The sequence below is a fragment of the Myxococcota bacterium genome (genome assembly GCA_039030075.1).
In the GTDB taxonomy this organism is placed as follows: Bacteria; Myxococcota_A; UBA9160; order UBA9160; family SMWR01; genus JAHEJV01.
Window position 1 is genome coordinate 29,744 of sequence record JBCCEW010000035.1, and the last position, 19,905, is coordinate 49,648.

A 19,905-nucleotide genomic window follows, 5' to 3' on the forward strand; every position below is an offset into this window, starting at 1 on the left:
CGGCTAGCCCTGGAAGGTCGCGCGCTCGGGACCGACGCGATCGACCAGCGGGGCCAACGCGTCGGTATCGAGGCTGTAGAAGTCGGCGGCGTTCCCGCCCAGCATCGCGGCGATCTCGGCGTCGGGCAGACCGTGGAAGGTCTCGATCTGCTGCTTTCGCGTGTAGGGCCACGAGCCTTCGGGGTGCGGATAGTCCGAGCCCCACATGATCGAATCGAGGCCGATGTCGTGACGCAGCTCGGCCTCGCGGCGCGGCATGCACGACGCTCCGAGCCGCACGTTTCGCGCGAAGTACTCGGAAGGCTTCAAGGAGAGATGGCTGCGGTAGTCACCGAGCTTCTGGGCGTAGTGGGTGACGTCGTAGCGGAAGTCGAGGAGCGCCAGATACTCGGGCACCCAGACCGTGGTGCCCTCGGTGATCGCGACCTTCAGCTTCGGGAAGCGCTCGAAGGCACCGCCCCAGATCATGAAGGTCAGGGGGCGCACGTTCCACATGACGACTTCGGACACGTAGATGCCGACGGCGCCCGGCAGCTTCGGCTGCCCTTCCTCGGGCGGGATCGGGCCGAAGTAGTCCTCGATCGGCGACGGTCCCGAGTGGAAGTGGATCGGCATGTCGAGCTCTTCGCAGACCGCCCACACCGGGTCGTAGCGCGGATGGTGGTACGGCGGCTGCTTACCCCACATCACCGGGAAGACGAGCCCGCGCAGACCGTTCTCCTTCGCCCAGCGAATTTCCGCGACGGAAGCCTCGATGTCCCAGGACACCGGGACGCAGGCCAGACCGATGCGGCGCTCGGGCTGCATCTGGACGAACTCCGCCATCCAGCGGTTGTGGGCGCGGCAACCTTCCCACTGCAGCTCGGGAACGACCCCCTCGGTGGGCATCGAGAAGCCTCCACCGAAGGGCGGCGCGTTGCGCTCGGTGACCCCGTCCGGGAAGAGCACTTCCGCGGCGATGCCATCACCGTCGAGCACCCGGTTGCGGGCGTCGTGGTCCCAGGCTCCGGAGAGGTCGGCGTCGCGTCCCTCGCGCCAGTCGGCGTTGATGTCGGCGATGAGGAAGCTCTTCTCCATGCGCTTCGTCATCTCGAGCTGAATCGGAAGCGCGGCGTCGAAGGCATCGTGGAGCTTCGACGGGAGGTAGTCCTTGTAGCGTTCGGGCGGCAGGCCCGCGTGACCGTCGGAAGAAACGACGAGGTAGCGATCGCTCATCATCGGCCCTCCCCTTCCGCGACGTCGCCGGGCGGGTTGCAGTAGAACTGCCGCGCCCACTTCCGGAACTCACCGAGGTAGGTGTCGGCTTCGCACAGGACCGGGCGGGCGCGGTGCACCTTGTTCTTCCAGATCGGCATGTCCTGCTGCACACCCTCGAGCAGCCGGTTCATCCACTCTTCACCAGCGATGTCCACCAGGTTGTTGGTGGCCGTGAGGAGCCAGCGCGACTCGACGCGCTCGGCGTCGATCGGGGTCGTCGACGAGTAGAGCAGGAGGCCCGCGTCGGGGATGCCCACGCTGCGCACGGCCGTGAGCCCGAGCCCCCAGGAGTCGCGCACCAGCGACATCTGGAAGGTGCCGAGCGGCGTCTCCTGCTCGTTGTGCGTGGTGATCCGGTAGTGGGTGCTATCCGGGCTGTACTCGATCTCGGAACTCGAGTCGCCCACCATGCCGTGGACGTACTGGAAGTGGACCGGATCGTTGTTGTTCTCGTGGGTGTCCTGGACGTAGGCCTCCATCTCGAGCGACTCGAGACGAGGCTCGGACCAATCGGCGTTGCCGATCTCGGGCATCACCGGGAAGTTCCACTCGGGCGGCTTCGCCTCGGCGTGATGCCAGACGAAGATCATTCCGTTCTTCTCCTGCACCTCCCACGGGCGCAGTCGCGCCTGGCGCGGGACCCGCTCGCAATAGGGAATGTGCACGCATTCCCCCGAGGTGCCGTCGAACTGCCAGGCGTGGAAGGGGCAGCGCAGCGTCTCGCCCATCACGCGCCCGCCGTGGCCGAGGTGCGCACCGAGGTGCGGACAGAAGGCGTCCAGCACGCGTGCTTCCCCCGAGCGGGTGCGGAAGAGCACGAGGTCTTCACCGAAGTAGTGGATCGGGCGCACGTCGCCCGGGCGCAGCTCGCGGCTCCAGCCGACGGCGAACCAGCCGTTCGGGATCGGAAGCGGATCGTGCCAATCGTCGCGCTTGGCCATGGACTACTCCTTCGCTGCGGGCGCCAATGCATCTCCGAGGAAACGCGCGACGGCCGTGGCTTGTTGCTTGAGCGGGAAATTCTCGAGGTTGGCGTAGTTGAAGGTCAGGACGTAGAACGCCCCGATGATCATCTCGGTCAGGGTCTCGGCGTCGTGACGCCGGGTAACGTCGCGGGCACGCAGCCCGTCTTCGACGATGGCGCCGAACGCATCGTGCAGGCGACGCGCCTGCTCGGACGGCGAGCCCTGGTCGTGCACCACGTGCACCAGCTCGGAAACCAGCTCGCGGGAGAGCGGTCCGGCCTGCAGACTGCGTTCGGCGAACGAGTCGAAGAAGCGCGCGAGGCGATCCGCCGTGTCCGCGCCTTCCTTGCGTGCGGTCTCGACCTCGATCAAGAGTTCATCGATCGCGCGCTGGGCGATCTCGCGGACGAGGTCCTGCTTCGACGGGAAGTGGTTGAAGAAGGTCTTCTCGGCGACGTCGGCGCGGGTACAGAGTTCCGCCACCGTAGACGCAGCAACGCCGCGCTCGGCAAAGAGTGCCCGAGCCGTCTCGATCAGACGGTCGTGGAGCTCGAGCTTGCGGCGCTCACGCCGGGTCAGTTCCGCTCGCTGGGGGTCCATGCCCCGAGTGTGGCCAAGGGTACAGCCGGCTGCAAGATTACACCCAACTGTAACGACAACCCCCCTGGGGGAACCTCTACTGGACGCCGAGCAGCTCCACTTCGAAGTGGAGGGTGGCGTTGGCCGGGATCCGCGGCGGGGCTCCGCGGGCGCCGTAGGCGATCTCCGGCGGGCACACCAAGTTCGCCTTGCCGCCCACCTTCATCATCTGGACCCCCTCGGTCCAGCAGCGGATCACGCGGTTCAATGGGAAGCGCGCGGGCTGTCCCTTCTCGACGCTGCTGTCGAACACCTTTCCGTCCGGGAACGTGCCGTGGTAGTGCACCTCGACGATGTTCGCGGCCTTCGGCTGGGCGCCTTCGCCGACGGTGAGATGCGTGATCTGCAGGCCCGAGGCCGTGGTGATGGTCTCCGGTCCGCCCGGCCCGCAGGCGAGGGCGAGGATGACGAACAGGAGCGAGACGAGGGTGCGCATGGGTCCTCCCGGGTTGCGGCCGGCACGGTAGCGGAAGGGGCGCCATTCGCGGGGACCGTTTTCGCGTCCCGGTTTTCGCTTCCCCAGCGGACCCCTCGGCCCTAGAATTGTCACATAGACTGTCAATTCCTATGTTCCACTCCGTCCGGCCCGCGCCCGCCGTCCGCGAGGCAATCCCGAGGAGCCCCATGACCGAGATCCCGACGCCCGTCGACTTCATCGGAGCCCCCGGCTCCCCCTACACGCGGAAGATGCGGGCGCTCCTGCGCTACCGCGGGATTCCCTACCGGATGATCCAGCAAGGAGGCGCGGCCGATCACGACCTGCCGAAGCCGAAGGTGGGATTGCTCCCGACCTTCTTCCTGCCCGACGACAGCGGCGAGCTCGCGGCGGTCACGGATTCCACGCCGCTCTTGCGGCGCTTCGAGGCCGCGTTCTCCGTCCGCGCGGCGGTCCCGCCGGATCCCGCGCTCGCCTTCCTCGACGCCCTGCTCGAGGACTACGGCGACGAATGGCTGACGAAGCCGATGTTCCACTATCGCTGGGCCTACGAGGCCGACATCGAGAAGGCGAAGCACGTGCTTCCGCTCTGGCGAGCCGTCGACACGCCGGACGCACAGGTCGACCCGCTGCGGAAGATGTTCTCCGAACGTCAGATCTCGCGGCTCTACGTGGTGGGCTCGAACGAGACGACGGCCCCTGTGATCGAGGCGAGCTACGTGCGCTTCCTCCGCCTCTTCGACGCGCATCTCAGCGCCCACCCCTACGTCCTCGGCAGACGCCCGGGCGCGGCGGACTTTGCGTGGTTCGGCCAGCTCACCCAGCTGGCCCAGTTCGACCCGACCCCCGCCGCGGTCACCCTCGCCGAGAGCCCGCGGGTCTACGCCTGGGTGGACGTGGTCGAAGATCTTTCGGGGATCGAAGTGAGCGACGACGACTGGCTGTCGCGCTCGGACATCGGCGTGCTCCGCCCCTTCTTCGAAGAGATGGGGCGGACCTACGTGCCGGTGATGCGCGCCAACGCCCAGGCCCTCCAGGAGGGAAACGACACGGTGCGCTGCGAAGTCGAGGGATTGCCCTGGGAACAGCAACCGTTCCCCTACCAGGCGAAGTGCCTCGTGTGGCTGCGACGCGACTACGAGGCCCTCTCCGCCGCGGACCAGTCCGTCGTCGACGGCGCACTGGCGGGAACGGGCTGCGAGGCACTCTTCGCCTGACGCCCCCGAGTTTCCGGGACGCGGCTACACTGGCATCGAGGATGGGGAAAGCCAGCGCGCCTCTGCTCGAACGCCGCATCGTGGCCGCGGCACGCGCCGATCGTCGGCCGCCGCGCGCGATCGCGCGCGAGTTCGACGCGCTGCTCGAAGACGCCGAGCTGCGCTGCGCCGGCTCCTGCGCGAAGCGCCCGGAGCGACTCTTCGGCTGGGGCTACCGGCCCCGCCACCGCGTCGCCCTCTTCGACACCACCTACTACTTGTCGCCGGTGCGACAGAACGCGGACCTGCGCTTCTTCGTCGGCTACGTCGCCCAGCCCGCGCCGCCGGGGAAGCCCGAACGGGTCCACGCGCGCCTCTTCTACAAGGACGTGTCCCTGATCTGGCGGGCGGCGTCCCACTTCGTGCGCTCCGATCGCGAGAACTGGATCGGCAAGGGGGACATCCGCACGGTCCGGATCGACGGGGAAGAGGTCGAAGTCTCGGACGAGTCGACGACGGATCTTCCGATCGAGATCCAGGACGCCTTCGAGAACCTGAGTCGGAAAGCGACGCGGGTCCCGCGCGACGATCGCGCGATCGAGCGCGTGCTGCGCCGGGCCCCCGACGATCGCCTCGAGGCTTACCGCGACTTCGTCGAGCCCCGGCGGCGGGCCCAGGCGAACCCGCGCAATCGAATCCACGGCGGCCGCCCCATTGCGCGTTTCCGGCGCGCCCTCGAGCCGGAATCGCTGGTCTTCGCCAAGGGATACGCGCCGGACTTCCGGCGCGGCCTGCTCGAGCGGAGCACCTCGAAGAGCTCGCTCTACGGCGGTCGGCTCCGGCGCTACCGGATCCTCTCCCAGAACCGGGAGATCCAGTACCTGTTCATGGCCGGGCCGAAGCAGGCCTGGATCATCCCACCCCAGGCGACCACCACGGATCTCTCGAGCTACGGGGTGCGTACCATCGACGTGGCTGCCGACGACGAACTCTCGGTACCCGGTTGGGAATACTGGGGAGGAGCCGAAGTCGGACTCTCGAATGTCGACCAGATTCCGGAGGGTTTCGCCGGCGAGACCCACCCGCGAGATCCCTCGCGCGCCGATGCCTCTCCCTGGCTCGAGCGGCTGCCGGTCATCCGCGACTTCCGGCGCATCGTGCTCGGCCAGACCCGCTGACCCACTCCGTCGAGCGTCCCTCCGACGCTGGGCGTATGCTGGCCCCATCCCGCGGGCCGCCCTCCTGGCCCTGTTCACCGAGCCCCCGGCGAGCCCCCTCCGCCCGGGGGCGGCGGGGAAGCCGATGTCCGGATCCCGATTCGGAAGCCACGGAACCCTCGGAGCCCCCACCGCGTGGGCTCGGGGCCGTGCGCGCGTGCTCGCAGGCGCGGTGGCTTCGGCCGTCCTGGTCACGGCCAGCTTCCCGCCTCTCGACCTCGCGCCGCTGGCCTGGATCGCCCTGGTCCCGCTCTTCGTCGTGCTGCGCGATGCGCGCCCGGGGCTGGGTGCGCTCGCGGGCAGCACCTTCGCCGTCGCGCTCTGCGCGCTGCTGGCTTCCTGGCTGCCGGGTCTCGTGGATGGTTTCTTCGCCGTGGGTCTCGGCGGGTCGTTGGCGCTCGCGAGTGGCGTCGCGCTCTACTTCGCCCTGCCCTTCGCGCTGCTCGGTGCCGGCCTCGCCGCGGCCGGGAATCGCGCCGGCCCGATCGCCGTCGGTGCCGCCTGGTGGTGCTGCGAAGCACTGCGTTTCGCGGGCCCGCTCGAGTTGCCCTGGGCACTGCTCGCCTACAGCCAGTCGGCAGTCCTGCCCTTCGTGCAGGCAGCCGACACGGTCGGCGCACTCGGGCTCGGCGCCGTGCTCGCCGCCGCCAACGCCGTACTCGCGGAAGTCGTGCGCGGCCTGCGGCGTCCCGCGTTCCCGCGTGTGGAGAGCGCCGTCGTGCTGGCGTCGCTCATCGCGGCGTGGCTCTACGGAACCGACGCGCTTCGTCACCACTTCGAACAGGGCGACGCACTCGATGTCGTGGTCGTCCAGGGCGGCCTCTCGCGCACCCAGCGGCTCGCCCCCGATGCGCACGCCGACAATCTCGGCCACTACCTCGCACTGAGCGAACGTGCTGGCCCGAACGCCGACCTGGTCGTCTGGCCCGAGCTCGCGCTTCGCTTCGATCCCTCCCAGCGTCCGGACCTCTGGCAGGAGTTCTCGGAACACACGCGCCGCTCCACCGCCGACTGGTTGGTGGGCGCGCCGGGGTCCCGCACCCGCGCGCTCCTGCGCGAGCCCGTCAACACCGCGCTGCTCGTGCGCGCGGGTCGGATCCGGGGTCGCCATGAGAAGGTGCGGCTGGTCCCGTTCTCGGAGACGCAACCGCGCTGGTCTCCGATCGAGCGCTCGCGCTTCGCGGCGGGCCTCTCCCTGCACCCGCTCGAGGGCGAGGCCGCCCGGGTCGGGGTGTTGCTCTGCTCCGAAGCCTTGTTCCCCGCGCTCGCGCGCGAGCTCGCCGCGAAGGGAGCGAACCTGCTGGTGAACCCCTCGAACGACGATTGGTTCGCGAGCCCGGCCGCGACCGCTCATCAGGTGGCCGTGGGCGTCTTTCGCGCCGTCGAGAACCGACGCCCCTGGCTGCGTCCGTCGACCACCGGGAGCAGCGTCGTCATCGACGCTCATGGCCGTGTCCTCGCGCGCGCGCCCTACGGTGAACCCGCCGTACTCCGCGCGCGCGTCCACCCCACGAACGTCAACAGCCCCCGGGCGCGACTCGCAAACTGGGTGCCCCCGGCCGCGTCGGGCGCCCTACTCTCTTGCGTGTGGCTCTTCGCCGTCGGACGGCGCAGGCCCGAATGAGGTCCCTCGTCATGCAGAACACCCATCCCCGTCGCGCCTCGGCGCCCCTCGTTTCCGCGCTCGCGCTGCTGCTCGGCGCCAGTCTGCTCTCGCCCGGCGCCGCTCGCGCAGGCGGGGCCGGCGGCAACACCATCCCGTGCGAGGCGACCCAACAGATCCACTTCGTCCTCGACGACGACGGCGACGGTTTCCGCGACCCGGGCGAGACCACGGCGTGTGCGAACCCGGTCGTCGACAACAGCGGCGCCTTCCCCGTCGTGACGAACGGGGTCGGCGGAACCGTGTGCCTGCCGGCCGTGCAGGCGCAGATGCGCGGCACGCTGACGGTGATCGCCGACGACGACGCCAAGGACTCGAACGTCACGACCCTCGGCCAGAACACGGGCGAGGTGCTGACCCTGCTCTTCGAACTCCGCCACCAGAACCAGGTCGCACGCGTCGCCGACTCCTACACCGCGACGAACCTCGTCGATCTGATCCTCGGCAACTGGAACAACCGCATCACCTCCGAGTCTCGCATCTTCGGTCTGCAGTTCACCGGCGCCCTGCTGCTCACCCCCGCCACGATCAGCGCCCAGCCCGTGATCGAGGGCTCCTTCGACGATCTGGCCATCAAGCTCTCCCAGGTGGCCCAGGACTTCGGACTCGTCGTGAACGCGAACGACGTGGTGCCGCTCATCTCGGACGCCGCACGCGACGGCGTGCGCAAGCGTTTCATCCAGTCGAACCCGTCGCTGTGTGGCGACGCGGCGACGAGCACGCCGGCGGGCTGCGGCGAGCTCGAGGCCGAGGAGAGCGGTTCCCTCGCCTCGATCGCCGAGTTCCGGATCACGCTGAGCTTCGCCGAGAAGGTTCCCGGGGCGCCGCCGACCTGCTCCTAGGGTGAACGTCTTCGCATCGACTCGGAGGTCCGCATGACCTCTGCGGGGCCTGCTGCCCGCATCGGACTCGCCGTGCTCGCGGTGGTGGCCGCCGGTGCCTGGATCCTGCACCTGGACCTCGCGCTGCGGGGACGGCTCGCGTGGGCGCCGATCTACGTGACGCCCGCAACGTCACCGACCGACGCACCGCAGGTCTCCAGCTTCTGGCCCGAGACGCCTGCATCGGCGACGGACCTGCGTCCCGGCGATCGGTTGATCTCGGTCGGCCAGCGCTCGCTCGTCGGCGCGTCGCGCATGGGCGTGCTCGCTGCGCTCTACGGCGCCGCCGACGCGTCGGGACGCGTGGATCTCGAAGTCGATCGGGCCGGTGAGACGCGCGCCGCGTTCCTGGAGCTGCGTCCCTACAACGCGCCGTGGAGCTTTACACCGGTCATCCTGGGCCTCTGGGTCGCCGCAGTCCTGATCGCTTTGCGTTCGGACTCGCGCGCCGGACGCGCGTTCGCCTGGATGTGCCTGGCCTACGCCACGCACTGGGCGGCCTTCTTGTCGGGAGGGGAGTGGCGCACCGGGTTGGGACTGCCGCTCTACGCGCTGGCGATCGGCTTCACCGGCCCCCTCGCCCTGCGAGCGTTCCTGCTCTTCCCCGGTGCGGCCCGCGAACCGCGCTGGCCCTGGCTCTTCCTGGTCATCGCGCCCCTCCTGACGAGCTGGCAGATCGGGGCGCCGCTCGCTCCCGAGATCGGGCTGCCGCTGCTGTTCGCGAGCTACGCGCTCCTGGTGGTGTGCATTCTGGCGGTGGTCGCCCGTGTGTACGTCCGCTCCGACGTTCGCGCCCGGCGGCAGCTGCGCTGGATCGCACTCGGCCTCTACCTGGCGCTCGTCCCGATCGCGGCCGCAGCCGTCGCCGGCGGGTTCGTCCCGGCCTGGCGTCCCGCCTACGAGTGGAGCCTGCTCGCGCTGCTGTTCATGCCGGTCTGTCTGACGCTGGCCCTCGTCCGCTACAACCTCTTCGACATCGATCGACTCATTTCGGTGACGGCGTCGTATTCGCTGCTCGGCGTCGTCGCGTTGGCCTTCGGCATCGGCGTGGCACCACGCGTCGCCGCCGCCACCAGCCGCGCGACGAGCGTCGACCCGAACCTCGCCCAGGGGGTCTTCGCGCTCGCGATCGGCGCCGGGCTCTTCTTCGGCGGGCGCGCCCTGCGCCCGCGCATCGAGGGGTTCTTCTTCCGGGAGCGACGCGCCCTCGACGAGGGGGTGCGTGAGCTGCGGGTGCAACTGCGCGGCTTCGACGCGCCGGGACCCCTCTTCGAACGCTTGGGAACCGAGCTCTCACAGCTGCTCGGACTCACCGACCTGGCCATCTATGCCCGCACCGACGAGCACTTCGTCCCGGTCTTCGGTGCCGGCGCGAGCGTCGCTCCGAGCTTCGACGTCCGCGGACGCCTGGCCGCCCTCGTCGAAGACGCGGACCGCGCCATTCCCGAGGAGCGCTGGCGGCGCTGGCAGAGCGCGACGCTCCTCGAAGAGGTCGAGGCCGCGAGTCTCGAAGCGCTCGACGCGCAGCTCCTGCTCCCGATCCGCGGAGACAAGCACCTCCAGGCGTTCCTGGTGCTGGGCGAGAAGGCCTCGGGTGACGTCTACACCCCGGTGGACCTCGCCCTGCTCGAAGGACTCGCCGAGGGGGTGGCCCTGCAGCTCGAGCGTTTCGACGCCGCGGCCATCGTGCGGGTGGAACGCGAGCGGCAGGAGCGACTGGCGGGCTACGTCCCGGCCGCCGTGCGCGACGCCCTGAGCCGGGCCAGCTCCGACGTCCCGGCGGGCGAACAGGAAGTGAGCGTCCTCTTCGTCGACATCCGCGGCTACACCGGGTTCTCCGAGCAGCGCCGCCCCGACGAGATCTTCCAGGTCGTCAGCGCCTACACCGCCGCGGTCTCGGACGTCGTGCGCGAGCACCAGGGCTGGGTCGTCGACTTCCAGGGCGACGGCCTGATGGCGGTCTTCGGAGCTCCGCGCCGCCACCCGCAGAAGGAGGCCGCCGCGGTGCGCGCGGCCCTGACCCTCGTCCACGATCTCTCGCTCGAAGAGCACACCGGCGAACCCCTCACCGTGGGCGTCGGAGTCGCGACCGGACCGGCCTACGTCGGACACATCCAGTCGAGCGAACGGCGGATCTGGTGCGTCCTCGGGAACACCACCAACCTCGCGGCGCGCCTCCAGTCCCTCACCCGCGACCTGGGCGTCGAAGTCGTCATCGACGACGCCACGCGCAACGCCGCCGGCGAAGCCGCCGCGCGCTTCGAGAGCCGGCCCCCGGTGCGGGTGCGGGGGCGCAGCACCGCGCTCCCCCTACACGTCGTCTAGGATTGGCGGGACGGACGCTCGCGCAGGGCGGACCAGGCCGCGGCCGCGAGCAAGAGCGCCGTCAGCGCGAGCGCGAAGGGCGTCAAGCCCGGCACGGGGAAGCCGAGCACGACTTCGTCGATGGTGCCCGTGGTGACCACCGTATCGCCGCTCGCCAGCGCGAAGATGCGCTGACTCTGCAGGGTCGCGTCGGCGTTGATCGCCGCCGCCAGCGCCGACGCGAGCGACGCGGCCGTCTGACCTGCCGTCGTCGCCACGATCACGACGACCCCGTTCACGGTGATCGAGACGAAACCCGTCCCGATGACGCTGGGGAGCTGGTAGGCCTGGTCCGCATCGTCGGTATCGAGGGGCTTCACGATCACGATGTAGTTCGAACCGGCGCCGGGCGCGAGGTTGCCACCGAGCGCGACGGGACCCGCGGCGAAGTCACGGCGCAGGACGTCGAACTCCTGGACGGGATCCGGGTCGGCGATGTCGACCAGCATGGTCGTCGGCGTGAAGTCCTGGGCGAGCCAGCTCGGCTCGGCCGTCGCGCGCGTGTCGTAGCCGATGTAGACCGTCGCGTCCTGAGCGAGCGAGAACTGCAGGTGCGGATTCGTGGAGACGTTCTTGTCGTTGTTGGCGGTCTGGATCCACTCGGCACACTCGAGCTCCTCGGGCACGTCGACCAGCACGTGGCTCTGGGGGTTCGTGCGATCCGTGTAGTAGTGGTCGCCCCCTTCGAGGGTCGCGAGCACGTAGCTGTTCGCCGTGGAGGCCGAGATCCCCGAGACGAGGGCCGGGATCGACGGGCAGGCGCGGTCGCGCACCAGCGAGAAGACGTAGTCGAAGGGACCCTCGTCGTGGGTGCCGTCGAAGGCCGTGTCGCCGAAACCGGAGACCGCGACGGTCCAGCGACCGCCACCGCCCGGCGGCACGGTGAAGGTGCGGGCCGGCAGGAGCGCGCGCGCGGCGTCGTCATCGGCGCTCGAGCTCGGCGCGACGCCGTTCGGATCCCAGAGGCCGACGACCGGGTCCGGGCGCTCGCCTGCGCCGAAGTCGAAGCCGCTGTCGCGGAGGTCGTAGACCGAGGCGAACAGGCGATCGCCCTCTTCCAGCTCGATCGCGTAGTAGTCGACGTCGTTGGCGGCGAGCGTGGCGCGCACCAGGCCGCCGTTGCCGGCGAGCAGGTTCGCGCGCGCGGCGACGTCGTTGTCCGCGCCCGTGAGGTCGTGCTCGAGGGGCAGCGCTCCGTCGCGCGCGACGGAGAGCACCAGCTCATAGGGCGCCAACGCCTGGAGTGCCTCATCGTGGGTGCCATCGAAGGCGGCGTCACCGAATCCGCTCACCCCCAGCTCGAACACGCCGGTACCTCCCGCGAGATGACCGAGCTGGTTGCCGAAGCCCGGTCCCCCGTCGTCGTCGAGGCTGAGCGCGGGAAGTGCCCCTCCGCTGAACACGCCGAGTACGGGGTCGAGGAAGGCGCCCGAATTCGCGTCGAACAAGGTGGCGAGCAACAAGTCGCCGCTCGTCAGGGAAACCGCATAGGCATCGATGTCGCCCGCATCGAGATGCCCGCGCACCAGCACCGGACCGCCGCCGAAGCGGTCGAAGAAATCCGCGCCGCCCGTCGGAATCGGCTCGGCGCTGGCCAGCCCGTCCACCTCGGCGCCCCCCGGGTCGAGGAACGGCTGGTCTTCGAACTCGGTCCAGTCAGCGGAAGCGACGAAGGGCAGGAGCAGCGCGAGCGCGCTCCCCCAGGCCGCGACCTGGCGTCGGAGGGGGGGTCGCATGGCGGGGGAAATTCTACGCCCATCCTTCCGCGCGACACCACTCCCTCGGGGAAGATCCACCGTTCCAGGCCTCCGCCTCTCGAAATCCACGAGCCCGTGCGTCGTCTGGACGGCGGTTTTTGGGACATCGGCCCGGGCCGCGCGTCGTCGGTGACCCGGGTGACCCAGGCCGGAAGCGCGTCCGCCGAGGGGCCGCGAAGCGATGGGGGCGTCTAGAACGGGACGTCGTCGTCGGACGGAGGCGGGGCGTCGTCGACCGGGAACGGGTCCCCCGCGCCGGCGCTCGCCGAGAGGCGCTCGAGGGTCCACACGTCGAGACTGTTGAAGTACTTCGTCTCGCCGCGCGGGCTCTGCCACTCACGACCCCGCAGGCTGAACTCGACCTTCACCTCTTCGCCCACCTCGAAGCCGTCGAGGTTCTCGCAGCGATCCCCGGTCAGCTGGAAGAGCACGTACTGGGGATAGCGGGGGTTGTCGCCCAGCTCGACGACGAACTCGCGCTTGCGAAAGCGCTCGGTCACCTGCTGGGTGTCGAAGAGTGCGTGAATGCGTCCGGTCGTCTCCATGCCCATGGGCGCGGAGCATACCCGAAGCCCGCCGGGCCGCGCTCAGTTCTCGAAGGCGACGTCGATCGGAAGCGTGAGGTCGCGGCGGACGATCACGCACTGGGATTCGTCGTCTTCACAAATCCCGAACTTCAAGAGCCCCTGGGCCACGCCGCCGCCGGGGGCTTCGGCGAAGAGTTTCGTCACGAACTCGAAGCCGTTCTCGTGCTTCGCACGCACTTCGGATTGGCGCAGCTCCGCGGGCTCGAAGGCCATCGTCGCCGGCGCCGTCAGATCGAGACGCGCAGGCGCCTCCTCGGCCACGTGCCAGCCGCCCGTCGTCTCCACGGTCACCCGCAGTTCGCCCGCCTGATCCGCCGCCGACGGCGAATCCGAGGCGAGGAGCACGCGGAAGCGATCCTCACTGACCAGGAGCTCGGGTTCGGGCGCCTCCGCCTCCGCCGCACAGCCCAGCCAGGCTCCGAGCGCCACGAGCGCGAAAAGACGCGGGGCAACGGCGCTCGGCCGACGAGGAAGGAAGTGTTCGCTCACGCGCGGGATCTCCTCAGCAGGGACAGGGGCCCCTAGAACTTCGACATCACCTGATCGGCGAAACCATCGATTCCCTTGCGCAGGCCGTCGCGATCGAAGCCCGGCGGTCCCATCACGACGCGCGAGACGCCCTGGTCCTCGAGGCGCTTGATCGCGTCGACGTCGAGTCCGGGAATCGAGGTCGTCACCTCGATCTCGGACGGATCGCGCCCGACCTTCGCGCACTCGTCCGACATGGCCTCCAGCAGCTTGCCGAGCCGGTCCCCCTCGGTCTTCATCGGGAAGAAGCCGTCTCCCACCCGCGCGGCACGACGCGCGGCGCCGAGCACGTGCCCCCCCACCACGATCGGCACGCCGCCCGCCTGGACCGGCTTCGGGTTCGACTCGAGCGCCTCCCAGCCGTAGTGCGTTCCCTTGAACGCGTTCGCGCCGGGCTTCCAGAGCGTCCGCAGGGCGGCGCAGGACTCCTCGGTCCGCGTGACGCGCTCGTCGAAGGGAATGCCGAGGGAACGGAACTCGTCCTCCATCCAGCCGATTCCGACGCCCAGAATCGTGCGCCCCTTCGAGAGCACGTCGAGGGTGGCGACCTCCTTGGCGACGTAGATCGGGTGTCGCTGGGGCAGGATCAGGATCCCGGTGGCGAGGCGGATCTTGCTGGTGGCACCCGCGACGAAGGACAGCCAGATCAGCGGGTCGGGGATCGGCGAATCCTCGTTGCCCGGCATCTTGCCGCTGTCGCTGTAGGGATACTGGGCCTGATAGCCAGCGGGCACGGCCACGTGCTCGACGGTCCAGAGCGACTCGAAGCCGGCGGCTTCCGCGGTCTGGGCGAAGAAGGCGGCCTCGTCCGGCTGGACGAACGGGCCGACGTTGGCGAAGGCGATTCCGAACTTCATCGGGACTCCTGGGGGTGGGGCTCAGCCCGGTGGAGGGACGAGGATACACCCACGGTCGGGCGAGGTCCGGGCCGCGGCGTGGAGCGGCGCGGGGTACCCTGCCCGCATGCCCCTCGCCCAGCGGACGCTCCTGGCCGCCCTCCTGCGCTTCGCCGGTCGGCTCCGCTTTCCCACCCTGTTCTTCGTGACGGCCGGGCTGTTCGTCTTCGACGTCTTCGTCCCGGACGCCCTGCCCTTCGCCGACGAGATCCTGCTGGGGCTCGGCGCCCTGGTGCTGGCCCGCTGGCGCCGGCCCGAGGAGGCGGAGGAGACCCCCGCCGACCCGGTCGAAGCCGCGCGGGTCGTGTCCCCGGACGGGGGCGCCTAGGCCGCGCCCCGCGTTCTCGCGGCAGACACCGGACCCGGTCGACGGGTCGGTCACGGCCCTGGCGGCGCGGTTCCCCAGCACGAGGAGAAAGCGCCCACGTTCCGGCGCTTTGGGCGCCACGCTACACTGCGCCCGCGCTGGGGGGGAGCGCCCTCGCCCGGTTCCACGGGCGGCGCCGCACCCCTCCCCTTGCCGGGAGACCGCCTTGAGCCACGCCCTGCCCGACGTCGGAATCGACGATCTCCACCTGTACGCCGGGAGCCTCGCCGTCGATGCCGCCACGATCGTGGCCGGGCGCGGGAACCCCGCCGACGAGGTCGCGCGCCTGAAGCTCCAGCGTCGTTCGCTGGCGCCCCAGTTCGAAGACCCGGTCACCCTGGCGGTGAACGCGGCGAAGCCCGTGGTGGCGTCGAACGATCCGCGCCCGATCGAGCTCTTGATCGTCGCCACCGAGTCGCCCGTCGACGACGGGAAGCCGCTCAGCTCCTACGTGCACCATTACCTCGACCTCGGTCACCGCTGTCGCAACGTCGAGGTCAAGCATGCGTGCTACGCCGGGACGGCCTCGCTGCGTCTGGCATCTTCGTGGGTCGCGACGAACCCGGAGAAACGCGCGCTCGTCGTGATGGCGGACATGGCGCGGAAGCTCTTCGGGGATCCCGCCGAGCCCGCCGAAGGGGCCGGCAGCATCGCCCTCAGCGTCGCCGCCGATCCCCGCGTGCTGCGCCTCGAGCCGAAGGCGGGCTACGCCGCGCGCGAGGTCTATGACGTGACGCGGCCGACGCCCACCCTCGAACGCATCAACTCGGGCCTGTCGCTCGGCGCCTATCTCGACCTGCTCGAGATCGCGCTCGGCGACTACCGCAAGGAGAACGCGGTCGACCGCATCCAGGATCACTGCGCGGCGATCTGTTACCACACGCCGCTGGTGCCGCTGGTCGAACAAGCCCACCAGATCGTCGTCGAGAGCGACGACGAGTTTCCCGAGGACGACGTCGTCGCGGCGAGCTGGCAGCGCCTCGTCGCGCCGTCGCTCGCGTACTGTCAGCAGATGGGCAACCTCTACGGCGGTTGTCTGTACGCCGCGCTCGCGGGACGCATCGACGCAGAGCCCGCGCTCGCCGCCGGTGACCGCATCGGTCTCTACTCGTATGGGTCCGGCTCGTGCGCCGAGTTCTTCAGCGGGATCGTCGGCGCGGAAGCACGCGCCGTAGTGGGTCGACACGGTCTGGCCAACCAGCTCGCCGATCGCACGCCGATCGACTTCGCCCAGTACGAAGGCGAGGTGCTCGCGATGGAGCAGAGCCTCACCGAGCCCGACTTCGACCCGAATGCGGAGGCGATTCCCGGCCTGTTCGCCGCGCGGTATACGGGAAGCGGCCGGCTCGTCCTCGATTCGGTGCGCGACTACTACCGGCAGTACCGCTTCGCATGAGGCGCCCGCGCCGCTACGCGGCCGCCGCGGGGTCGGCCTCGTGAGCGACGTGCTGTCGATCCCGCTGCGCGACGAACACGGGCGACCGAAGCTCACGCCCGCCTCGATCCGCGGTTGGTCGACCCGTCTCGAGGCCCCGCCCGCGCACGCCTGGGTCGAGATCACGGGCGGCACCGACGCCTTTTGCGAGGGTCTGGACCTCGAGGCCCTCGCCGGATTCGAGGATCCGGCCGAGATCGTCGGGGTACTCCAGGACTTCGCCGCGCTCTTGCAGGCGATCGAACGTCATCCGCGTCCGGTGCTCGCGCGGGTGGAGGGTCCGGTGCTCGGCGGGGGCGTGGGCGTGGTCGCGGCCTGCGACTTTGTCGTCGCCGCTCCCGGCACCGAGTTCTCCCTGCCCGAAGCGCTGGTCGGGCTGATTCCCGCGGTGGTGTTGCCAACCCTCTCGCGTCGCATGGCTCCCACCCATGCTCGCAGCCTCGCACTCGGCAGCCCGGCCCTCGACGCAGAGGCGGCCTGCCGGCGCGGTCTCGTCGACGAGGTGGCGGAGGACACGCGCTCCGCTGCACGTCGCCATGGAAAACGCTGGGCACGCATGTCGCCGTTGGCCCAGGCCGCGGTGAAGGAGCTCACGGCGTCGAGCGGCGATGCGCGCCCCTTCCTCGACGCGGCGATCAAGCGCTTCCATGAACTCCTGGCGAGCCCCGCCAGCCAGGCGCGCCTGCGACGCTTCCTGGCGGGTGAGGCCCCCTGGCCGACGACGGACGACGAACGCGCGTTGGAGGAATCGTGAGCGGAATCTTCGACGGCAAGGTCGTGGTGATCACGGGCGGATCGCGCGGCATCGGACGTGCGATCGTGCTCGGGGCCCTCGAGCGCGGCGCCTCGGTGGTCTTCTGCGGCCGCACGCTCGGCGAGGCCTCGGACGAGGTGTTGTCCGCTGCCGATGCGCTGGGTGCGCGCGACCGCGTGTTGGCCGTGCAGGCCGACGTGTCCTCCGAAGCCGACGTCGAGGCGCTCTTTGATCGGACCCTCGAGCGTTTCGAGCGCGTCGACGCGGCGGTGAACAACGCTGCCGTTTCCCGCGACGATCTGCTGTTGCGCATGCCGACCGAGGTATTCGACGAGGTGATCGCCAACAACCTGACGGGACCCTTCCTGGTAGCGCGTCGCGCCGTTCAGGAATTCCTCGGCCAGGGCGAGGGCGGCGCGATCGTGAACATCGGCTCCCTCTCCCAGAACGGCGCGACCTCCCAGGCCGCCTACTCCGCGAGCAAGGGCGGGCTGCAGGGCCTCACCCGTTCGATCGCGAAGGAGTACGGGCGTCGCGGCGTGCGCGCGAACGTCGTCGTCGGGGGCTACGTACAGACCCGCATGTCGGATCAGATCCCCGAAGCCTTCCGCACCTTCCTGGTCGACCACTGCCCCCTGCGGCGCCTCGGCGAACCCGAAGAGGTCGCCGACATCGCGCTCTTCCTGGCGAGTGAGCGGGCGTCGTTCATCAACGGCGAATCGATCCATGCGACCGGCGGCCTGGTGGACGTCCCGCTGTGAAGCTCGAGACGCTCGAAGACGGCATCGCGAGCCTGCGGATCAGCGAAGACGACGCGCCCTACCTGGACACCACCGGCGCGGTGCGCGAGCTCGAAGCGGCCGTCGCCACGCTCCGCGCCGACACGACCGTGCGTGCGGTCCTCGTCGAGGGCGGGCGGCCCTACTTCTCGGCGGGAGCCCACCGCGATCTGCTGACCGACGAAGATGCACGCGCCAAGATCGCGGCCTTCTGTCAGCGGTTCCCGAGCCTGCTCCTCGACCTGCCGGTCCCCAGCGTCGCGGCGATGGAAGGGCACGCCGTCGGCGGCGGCTGGCTGATCGGCCTCTGGTGCGATGTGCCGGTTCACGCCCGAGAGAGCCTCTACGGTGCCAACTTCATGCAGCTCGGGTTCACGCCCGGCATGGGCTCGACGGTGATGGTCGAGGCGGCGGTCGGTGCACCGCTGGCCCGCGAGCTGCTGTTCACCGGGCGCCTCTGCAAGGGCAAGGAACTCGCCGCAAGCGGGGGCCCGCTCGCCCACAGCGTGGTGCCGCGGGCCGAGGTGCGCGAGAAGGCCCTCGCGATCGCCCGTGACATCGCCGAGGCGCCGCGGACCTCGCTGGTGCTGCTCAAGGAGACCCTCTCGGCCGACCGCCGCGTGCGACTCGAGCGCGCCCTCGAAGCCGAGCAGCGGATGCACGCCGTGTCCTTCGGAGACGCGGAGGTCCGTGCGGGAATCGACGAGCGCTATCGTCCCGGCTCTCGCAGCGAGGACTGAGGAGACCCATGGCCATCACCATCGACCTGAAGCAGAAGGCGGTCCTGATCACCGGCGGCACCCGCGGACTCGGCCGCGCAATGGGACTCGAGTTCGCGCGCGCCGGCGCGTCGGTCTTCCTGACCCACCGCTGGGGAAGCACCGACGAGGAAGAGCTCATCGCTGACTTCACCAAGGAAGGGCTGGACGCGCCCCACATCCTCGAAGCGGACGTCTCCGACGGGGAGGCCACCCGTGAGCTGCTCGGCATCGTGCGCGAGCGCGCCGGTGAGCTGCACACGATCGTGTCGAACGTGGCCTTCTCGAAGGTGGTGAACGAGCTCTCGGATCTCAAGAAGAAGACCCTCGACCTCTCGCTCTCCTACTCGGCATGGCCCCTCGTCGATCTGGTGCAGGCCAGCGAGGAAGTCTTCGGTCGGTACCCGCGCTACGTGATCGGCGTCTCGAGCGACGGGGGCGAAGTGTGTCACGCCGGGTACGACTTCGCGGGTGCGTCGAAGGCCGTTCTCGAGACGCTGATCCGCTACCTCTCCCTGCGTCTGAAGGAACACGGCACGCGGGTGAACGCGTTGCGCCCGGGCTTCCTCGACACCGACAGCTCACGGGCGACCTTCGGCAGCGAGAACGTCGACCGCCTGGCCGAAGAGCGGCCGGGGCTCTTCCTCGATCCGCGCGGCGTCGCGCGCACCGCCGTCGGCATCGCATCGGGCTGCTTCGATGCGGTCACGGGACAGGTGATCGTCGTGGACGAGGGCTGGTCCCACGTGAGCCCGATGTCCCTGGTCGCCGGGGTGGGCCTGCCCGGCGCCTTCCCCGAGGGCGAATCCTCGTGAGCGACGTCGACCTCGAGCCCGAGCTCGCCGAGCTCTTCAAGCGGGCCACCAAGGAGCCGCTGGTGCCGGACGCCCTGCGCGCGGGTCCGCCGATCCTGGACCAGGCCGCCGTCGAGGCACGCCTGCCGCACCGTGACCCCATCCTGCTGGTCGATCGGGTGTACGGCATCGACCGCGAAACCCCAGCGATCGCGGCACGCTACGACATCGCCCGGGCGTCGGGTGTGCTGGCGGGGCACTTCCCGCGCTACCCGGTGTGGCCCGGGGTGCTCCAGGTCGAAGCCGTCGGTCAGGCCGGGCTGGTCCTCTACGCCGAACTCTCGGAAGCGGAGACGCCGGAGAAGGTGGCGCTCACCCACGTCCGGGGCGCGCGCTTCCTCCACGAAATCGTGCCCGGCGAGGACGTCGAAATTCTCGCCCGGACGCTGGATGACGGCCTCTTTGTTACCATTCTCGGGCAATGCCTCCAGGCCGGCCGGATCTGCTCGGTGGCCGCCGTGACGGCTCTCTGAGCCAAACCGCCCCCGCATCCCCCCGGACACACCCCGCCCCCGGGGGCCCCCCCCCCCCGCGCCCGGCCGCCCCCCAAACCCCACCCCGGCGGGGGCCCC

The 19,905-nt window shown here is 70.0% G+C and carries 20 protein-coding genes; 12 read left to right on the forward strand and 8 right to left on the reverse strand.

Features of this window, described 5'->3' with window-relative positions; all coding sequences use genetic code 11:
• Positions 1-3: 3 nt before the first annotated feature.
• From AAF430_24530 to AAF430_24545, 4 genes are all read right to left on the reverse strand, one after another.
• Positions 4-1,215, reverse strand: coding sequence for an amidohydrolase family protein (locus tag AAF430_24530; protein MEM7413421.1), 1,212 nt, complete (start codon positions 1,213-1,215; stop codon positions 4-6).
• Positions 1,215-2,198, reverse strand: coding sequence for a Rieske 2Fe-2S domain-containing protein (locus AAF430_24535; protein MEM7413422.1), 984 nt, complete (start codon positions 2,196-2,198; stop codon positions 1,215-1,217). Before AAF430_24535 ends, AAF430_24530 begins: the two co-directional genes overlap by 1 nt.
• Before the next feature lie 3 nt (positions 2,199-2,201).
• Entirely contained in the window at positions 2,202-2,822 is a 621-nt protein-coding gene (locus tag AAF430_24540) for a TetR/AcrR family transcriptional regulator (GenBank protein MEM7413423.1), read from the reverse strand.
• A 76-nt stretch (positions 2,823-2,898) separates the two neighbouring features.
• Complete coding sequence (locus tag AAF430_24545; protein MEM7413424.1) at positions 2,899-3,297, reverse strand: FKBP-type peptidyl-prolyl cis-trans isomerase; 399 nt, start codon at positions 3,295-3,297, stop codon at positions 2,899-2,901.
• A gap of 188 nt (positions 3,298-3,485) precedes the next feature.
• Here AAF430_24545 and AAF430_24550 point away from each other — a divergent pair, with 188 nt between their 5' ends.
• The 5 genes from AAF430_24550 to AAF430_24570 all read left to right on the forward strand — a co-directional run bounded on the left by AAF430_24550 (position 3,486) and on the right by AAF430_24570 (position 10,579).
• Complete coding sequence (locus AAF430_24550) at positions 3,486-4,514, forward strand: glutathione S-transferase family protein (GenBank protein ID MEM7413425.1); 1,029 nt, start codon at positions 3,486-3,488, stop codon at positions 4,512-4,514.
• A 41-nt stretch (positions 4,515-4,555) separates the two neighbouring features.
• Positions 4,556-5,671 (forward strand): hypothetical protein, encoded by a 1,116-nt coding sequence (locus AAF430_24555; GenBank protein MEM7413426.1) that lies wholly within the window; start codon positions 4,556-4,558, stop codon positions 5,669-5,671.
• A gap of 124 nt (positions 5,672-5,795) precedes the next feature.
• Positions 5,796-7,334, forward strand: a complete 1,539-nt coding sequence (lnt, locus tag AAF430_24560; GenBank protein MEM7413427.1) for an apolipoprotein N-acyltransferase — start codon at positions 5,796-5,798, stop codon at positions 7,332-7,334.
• A gap of 11 nt (positions 7,335-7,345) precedes the next feature.
• Complete coding sequence (locus AAF430_24565) at positions 7,346-8,215, forward strand: hypothetical protein (protein ID MEM7413428.1); 870 nt, start codon at positions 7,346-7,348, stop codon at positions 8,213-8,215.
• 33 nt (positions 8,216-8,248) lie between these two features.
• Positions 8,249-10,579 (forward strand): adenylate/guanylate cyclase domain-containing protein, encoded by a 2,331-nt coding sequence (locus AAF430_24570; protein MEM7413429.1) that lies wholly within the window; start codon positions 8,249-8,251, stop codon positions 10,577-10,579.
• Here AAF430_24570 and AAF430_24575 read toward each other — a convergent pair.
• From AAF430_24575 to AAF430_24590, 4 genes are all read right to left on the reverse strand, one after another.
• Positions 10,576-12,354 carry a hypothetical protein gene (locus AAF430_24575; protein ID MEM7413430.1) on the reverse strand — a complete coding sequence of 593 codons (1,779 nt, stop codon included), beginning with the start codon at positions 12,352-12,354 and terminating at the stop codon, positions 10,576-10,578. The genes AAF430_24570 and AAF430_24575 overlap by 4 nt on opposite strands.
• Before the next feature lie 212 nt (positions 12,355-12,566).
• Positions 12,567-12,926, reverse strand: coding sequence for a DUF3127 domain-containing protein (locus AAF430_24580; GenBank protein MEM7413431.1), 360 nt, complete (start codon positions 12,924-12,926; stop codon positions 12,567-12,569).
• Positions 12,927-12,962: 36 nt separating this feature from the next.
• Positions 12,963-13,451 (reverse strand): hypothetical protein, encoded by a 489-nt coding sequence (locus AAF430_24585; protein MEM7413432.1) that lies wholly within the window; start codon positions 13,449-13,451, stop codon positions 12,963-12,965.
• Between the two features lie 32 nt (positions 13,452-13,483).
• Positions 13,484-14,347, reverse strand: a complete 864-nt coding sequence (locus tag AAF430_24590) for an LLM class F420-dependent oxidoreductase (GenBank protein ID MEM7413433.1) — start codon at positions 14,345-14,347, stop codon at positions 13,484-13,486.
• Positions 14,348-14,453: 106 nt separating this feature from the next.
• Between AAF430_24590 and AAF430_24595 the strand changes: the two genes are divergently transcribed.
• The 7 genes from AAF430_24595 (at position 14,454) to AAF430_24625 (ending at position 19,806) form a co-directional block, all read left to right on the forward strand.
• Positions 14,454-14,714: a DUF6116 family protein gene (locus AAF430_24595; GenBank protein MEM7413434.1), complete on the forward strand. Its 261-nt coding sequence runs from the start codon at positions 14,454-14,456 to the stop codon at positions 14,712-14,714.
• Between the two features lie 205 nt (positions 14,715-14,919).
• Positions 14,920-16,149 (forward strand): hydroxymethylglutaryl-CoA synthase, encoded by a 1,230-nt coding sequence (locus tag AAF430_24600; GenBank protein ID MEM7413435.1) that lies wholly within the window; start codon positions 14,920-14,922, stop codon positions 16,147-16,149.
• Positions 16,150-16,189: 40 nt separating this feature from the next.
• Complete coding sequence (locus tag AAF430_24605; GenBank protein ID MEM7413436.1) at positions 16,190-16,942, forward strand: enoyl-CoA hydratase/isomerase family protein; 753 nt, start codon at positions 16,190-16,192, stop codon at positions 16,940-16,942.
• Positions 16,939-17,703, forward strand: coding sequence for an SDR family oxidoreductase (locus AAF430_24610; protein MEM7413437.1), 765 nt, complete (start codon positions 16,939-16,941; stop codon positions 17,701-17,703). The genes AAF430_24605 and AAF430_24610 overlap by 4 nt, the downstream gene beginning before the upstream one ends.
• A complete protein-coding gene (locus AAF430_24615; protein ID MEM7413438.1) occupies positions 17,700-18,461 on the forward strand; it encodes a polyketide synthase in 762 nt (253 codons plus the stop codon). Before AAF430_24610 ends, AAF430_24615 begins: the two co-directional genes overlap by 4 nt.
• A gap of 8 nt (positions 18,462-18,469) precedes the next feature.
• Entirely contained in the window at positions 18,470-19,294 is an 825-nt protein-coding gene (locus AAF430_24620) for an SDR family oxidoreductase (GenBank protein ID MEM7413439.1), read from the forward strand.
• The gene (locus AAF430_24625) at positions 19,291-19,806 is read left to right on the forward strand and encodes a hypothetical protein (GenBank protein MEM7413440.1); all 516 of its coding nucleotides are present in this window, start codon (positions 19,291-19,293) and stop codon (positions 19,804-19,806) included. The genes AAF430_24620 and AAF430_24625 overlap by 4 nt, the downstream gene beginning before the upstream one ends.
• The last annotated feature ends 99 nt before the right edge of the window (positions 19,807-19,905 follow it).

Coding starts and splice junctions, on each gene's coding strand:
- AAF430_24540 (MEM7413423.1), bottom strand. CDS start 2,822: ATGGACCCCCAGCGAGCGGAACTGACCCGGCGTGAGCGCCGCAAGCTC.
- AAF430_24575 (MEM7413430.1), bottom strand. CDS start 12,354: ATGCGACCCCCCCTCCGACGCCAGGTCGCGGCCTGGGGGAGCGCGCTC.
- AAF430_24620 (MEM7413439.1), top strand. CDS start 18,470: ATGGCCATCACCATCGACCTGAAGCAGAAGGCGGTCCTGATCACCGGC.
- AAF430_24555 (MEM7413426.1), top strand. CDS start 4,556: ATGGGGAAAGCCAGCGCGCCTCTGCTCGAACGCCGCATCGTGGCCGCG.
- AAF430_24595 (MEM7413434.1), top strand. CDS start 14,454: ATGCCCCTCGCCCAGCGGACGCTCCTGGCCGCCCTCCTGCGCTTCGCC.
- lnt (MEM7413427.1), top strand. CDS start 5,796: ATGTCCGGATCCCGATTCGGAAGCCACGGAACCCTCGGAGCCCCCACC.
- AAF430_24545 (MEM7413424.1), bottom strand. CDS start 3,297: ATGCGCACCCTCGTCTCGCTCCTGTTCGTCATCCTCGCCCTCGCCTGC.
- AAF430_24530 (MEM7413421.1), bottom strand. CDS start 1,215: ATGAGCGATCGCTACCTCGTCGTTTCTTCCGACGGTCACGCGGGCCTG.
- AAF430_24550 (MEM7413425.1), top strand. CDS start 3,486: ATGACCGAGATCCCGACGCCCGTCGACTTCATCGGAGCCCCCGGCTCC.
- AAF430_24590 (MEM7413433.1), bottom strand. CDS start 14,347: ATGAAGTTCGGAATCGCCTTCGCCAACGTCGGCCCGTTCGTCCAGCCG.
- AAF430_24535 (MEM7413422.1), bottom strand. CDS start 2,198: ATGGCCAAGCGCGACGATTGGCACGATCCGCTTCCGATCCCGAACGGC.
- AAF430_24565 (MEM7413428.1), top strand. CDS start 7,346: ATGCAGAACACCCATCCCCGTCGCGCCTCGGCGCCCCTCGTTTCCGCG.
- AAF430_24570 (MEM7413429.1), top strand. CDS start 8,249: ATGACCTCTGCGGGGCCTGCTGCCCGCATCGGACTCGCCGTGCTCGCG.
- AAF430_24580 (MEM7413431.1), bottom strand. CDS start 12,926: ATGGGCATGGAGACGACCGGACGCATTCACGCACTCTTCGACACCCAG.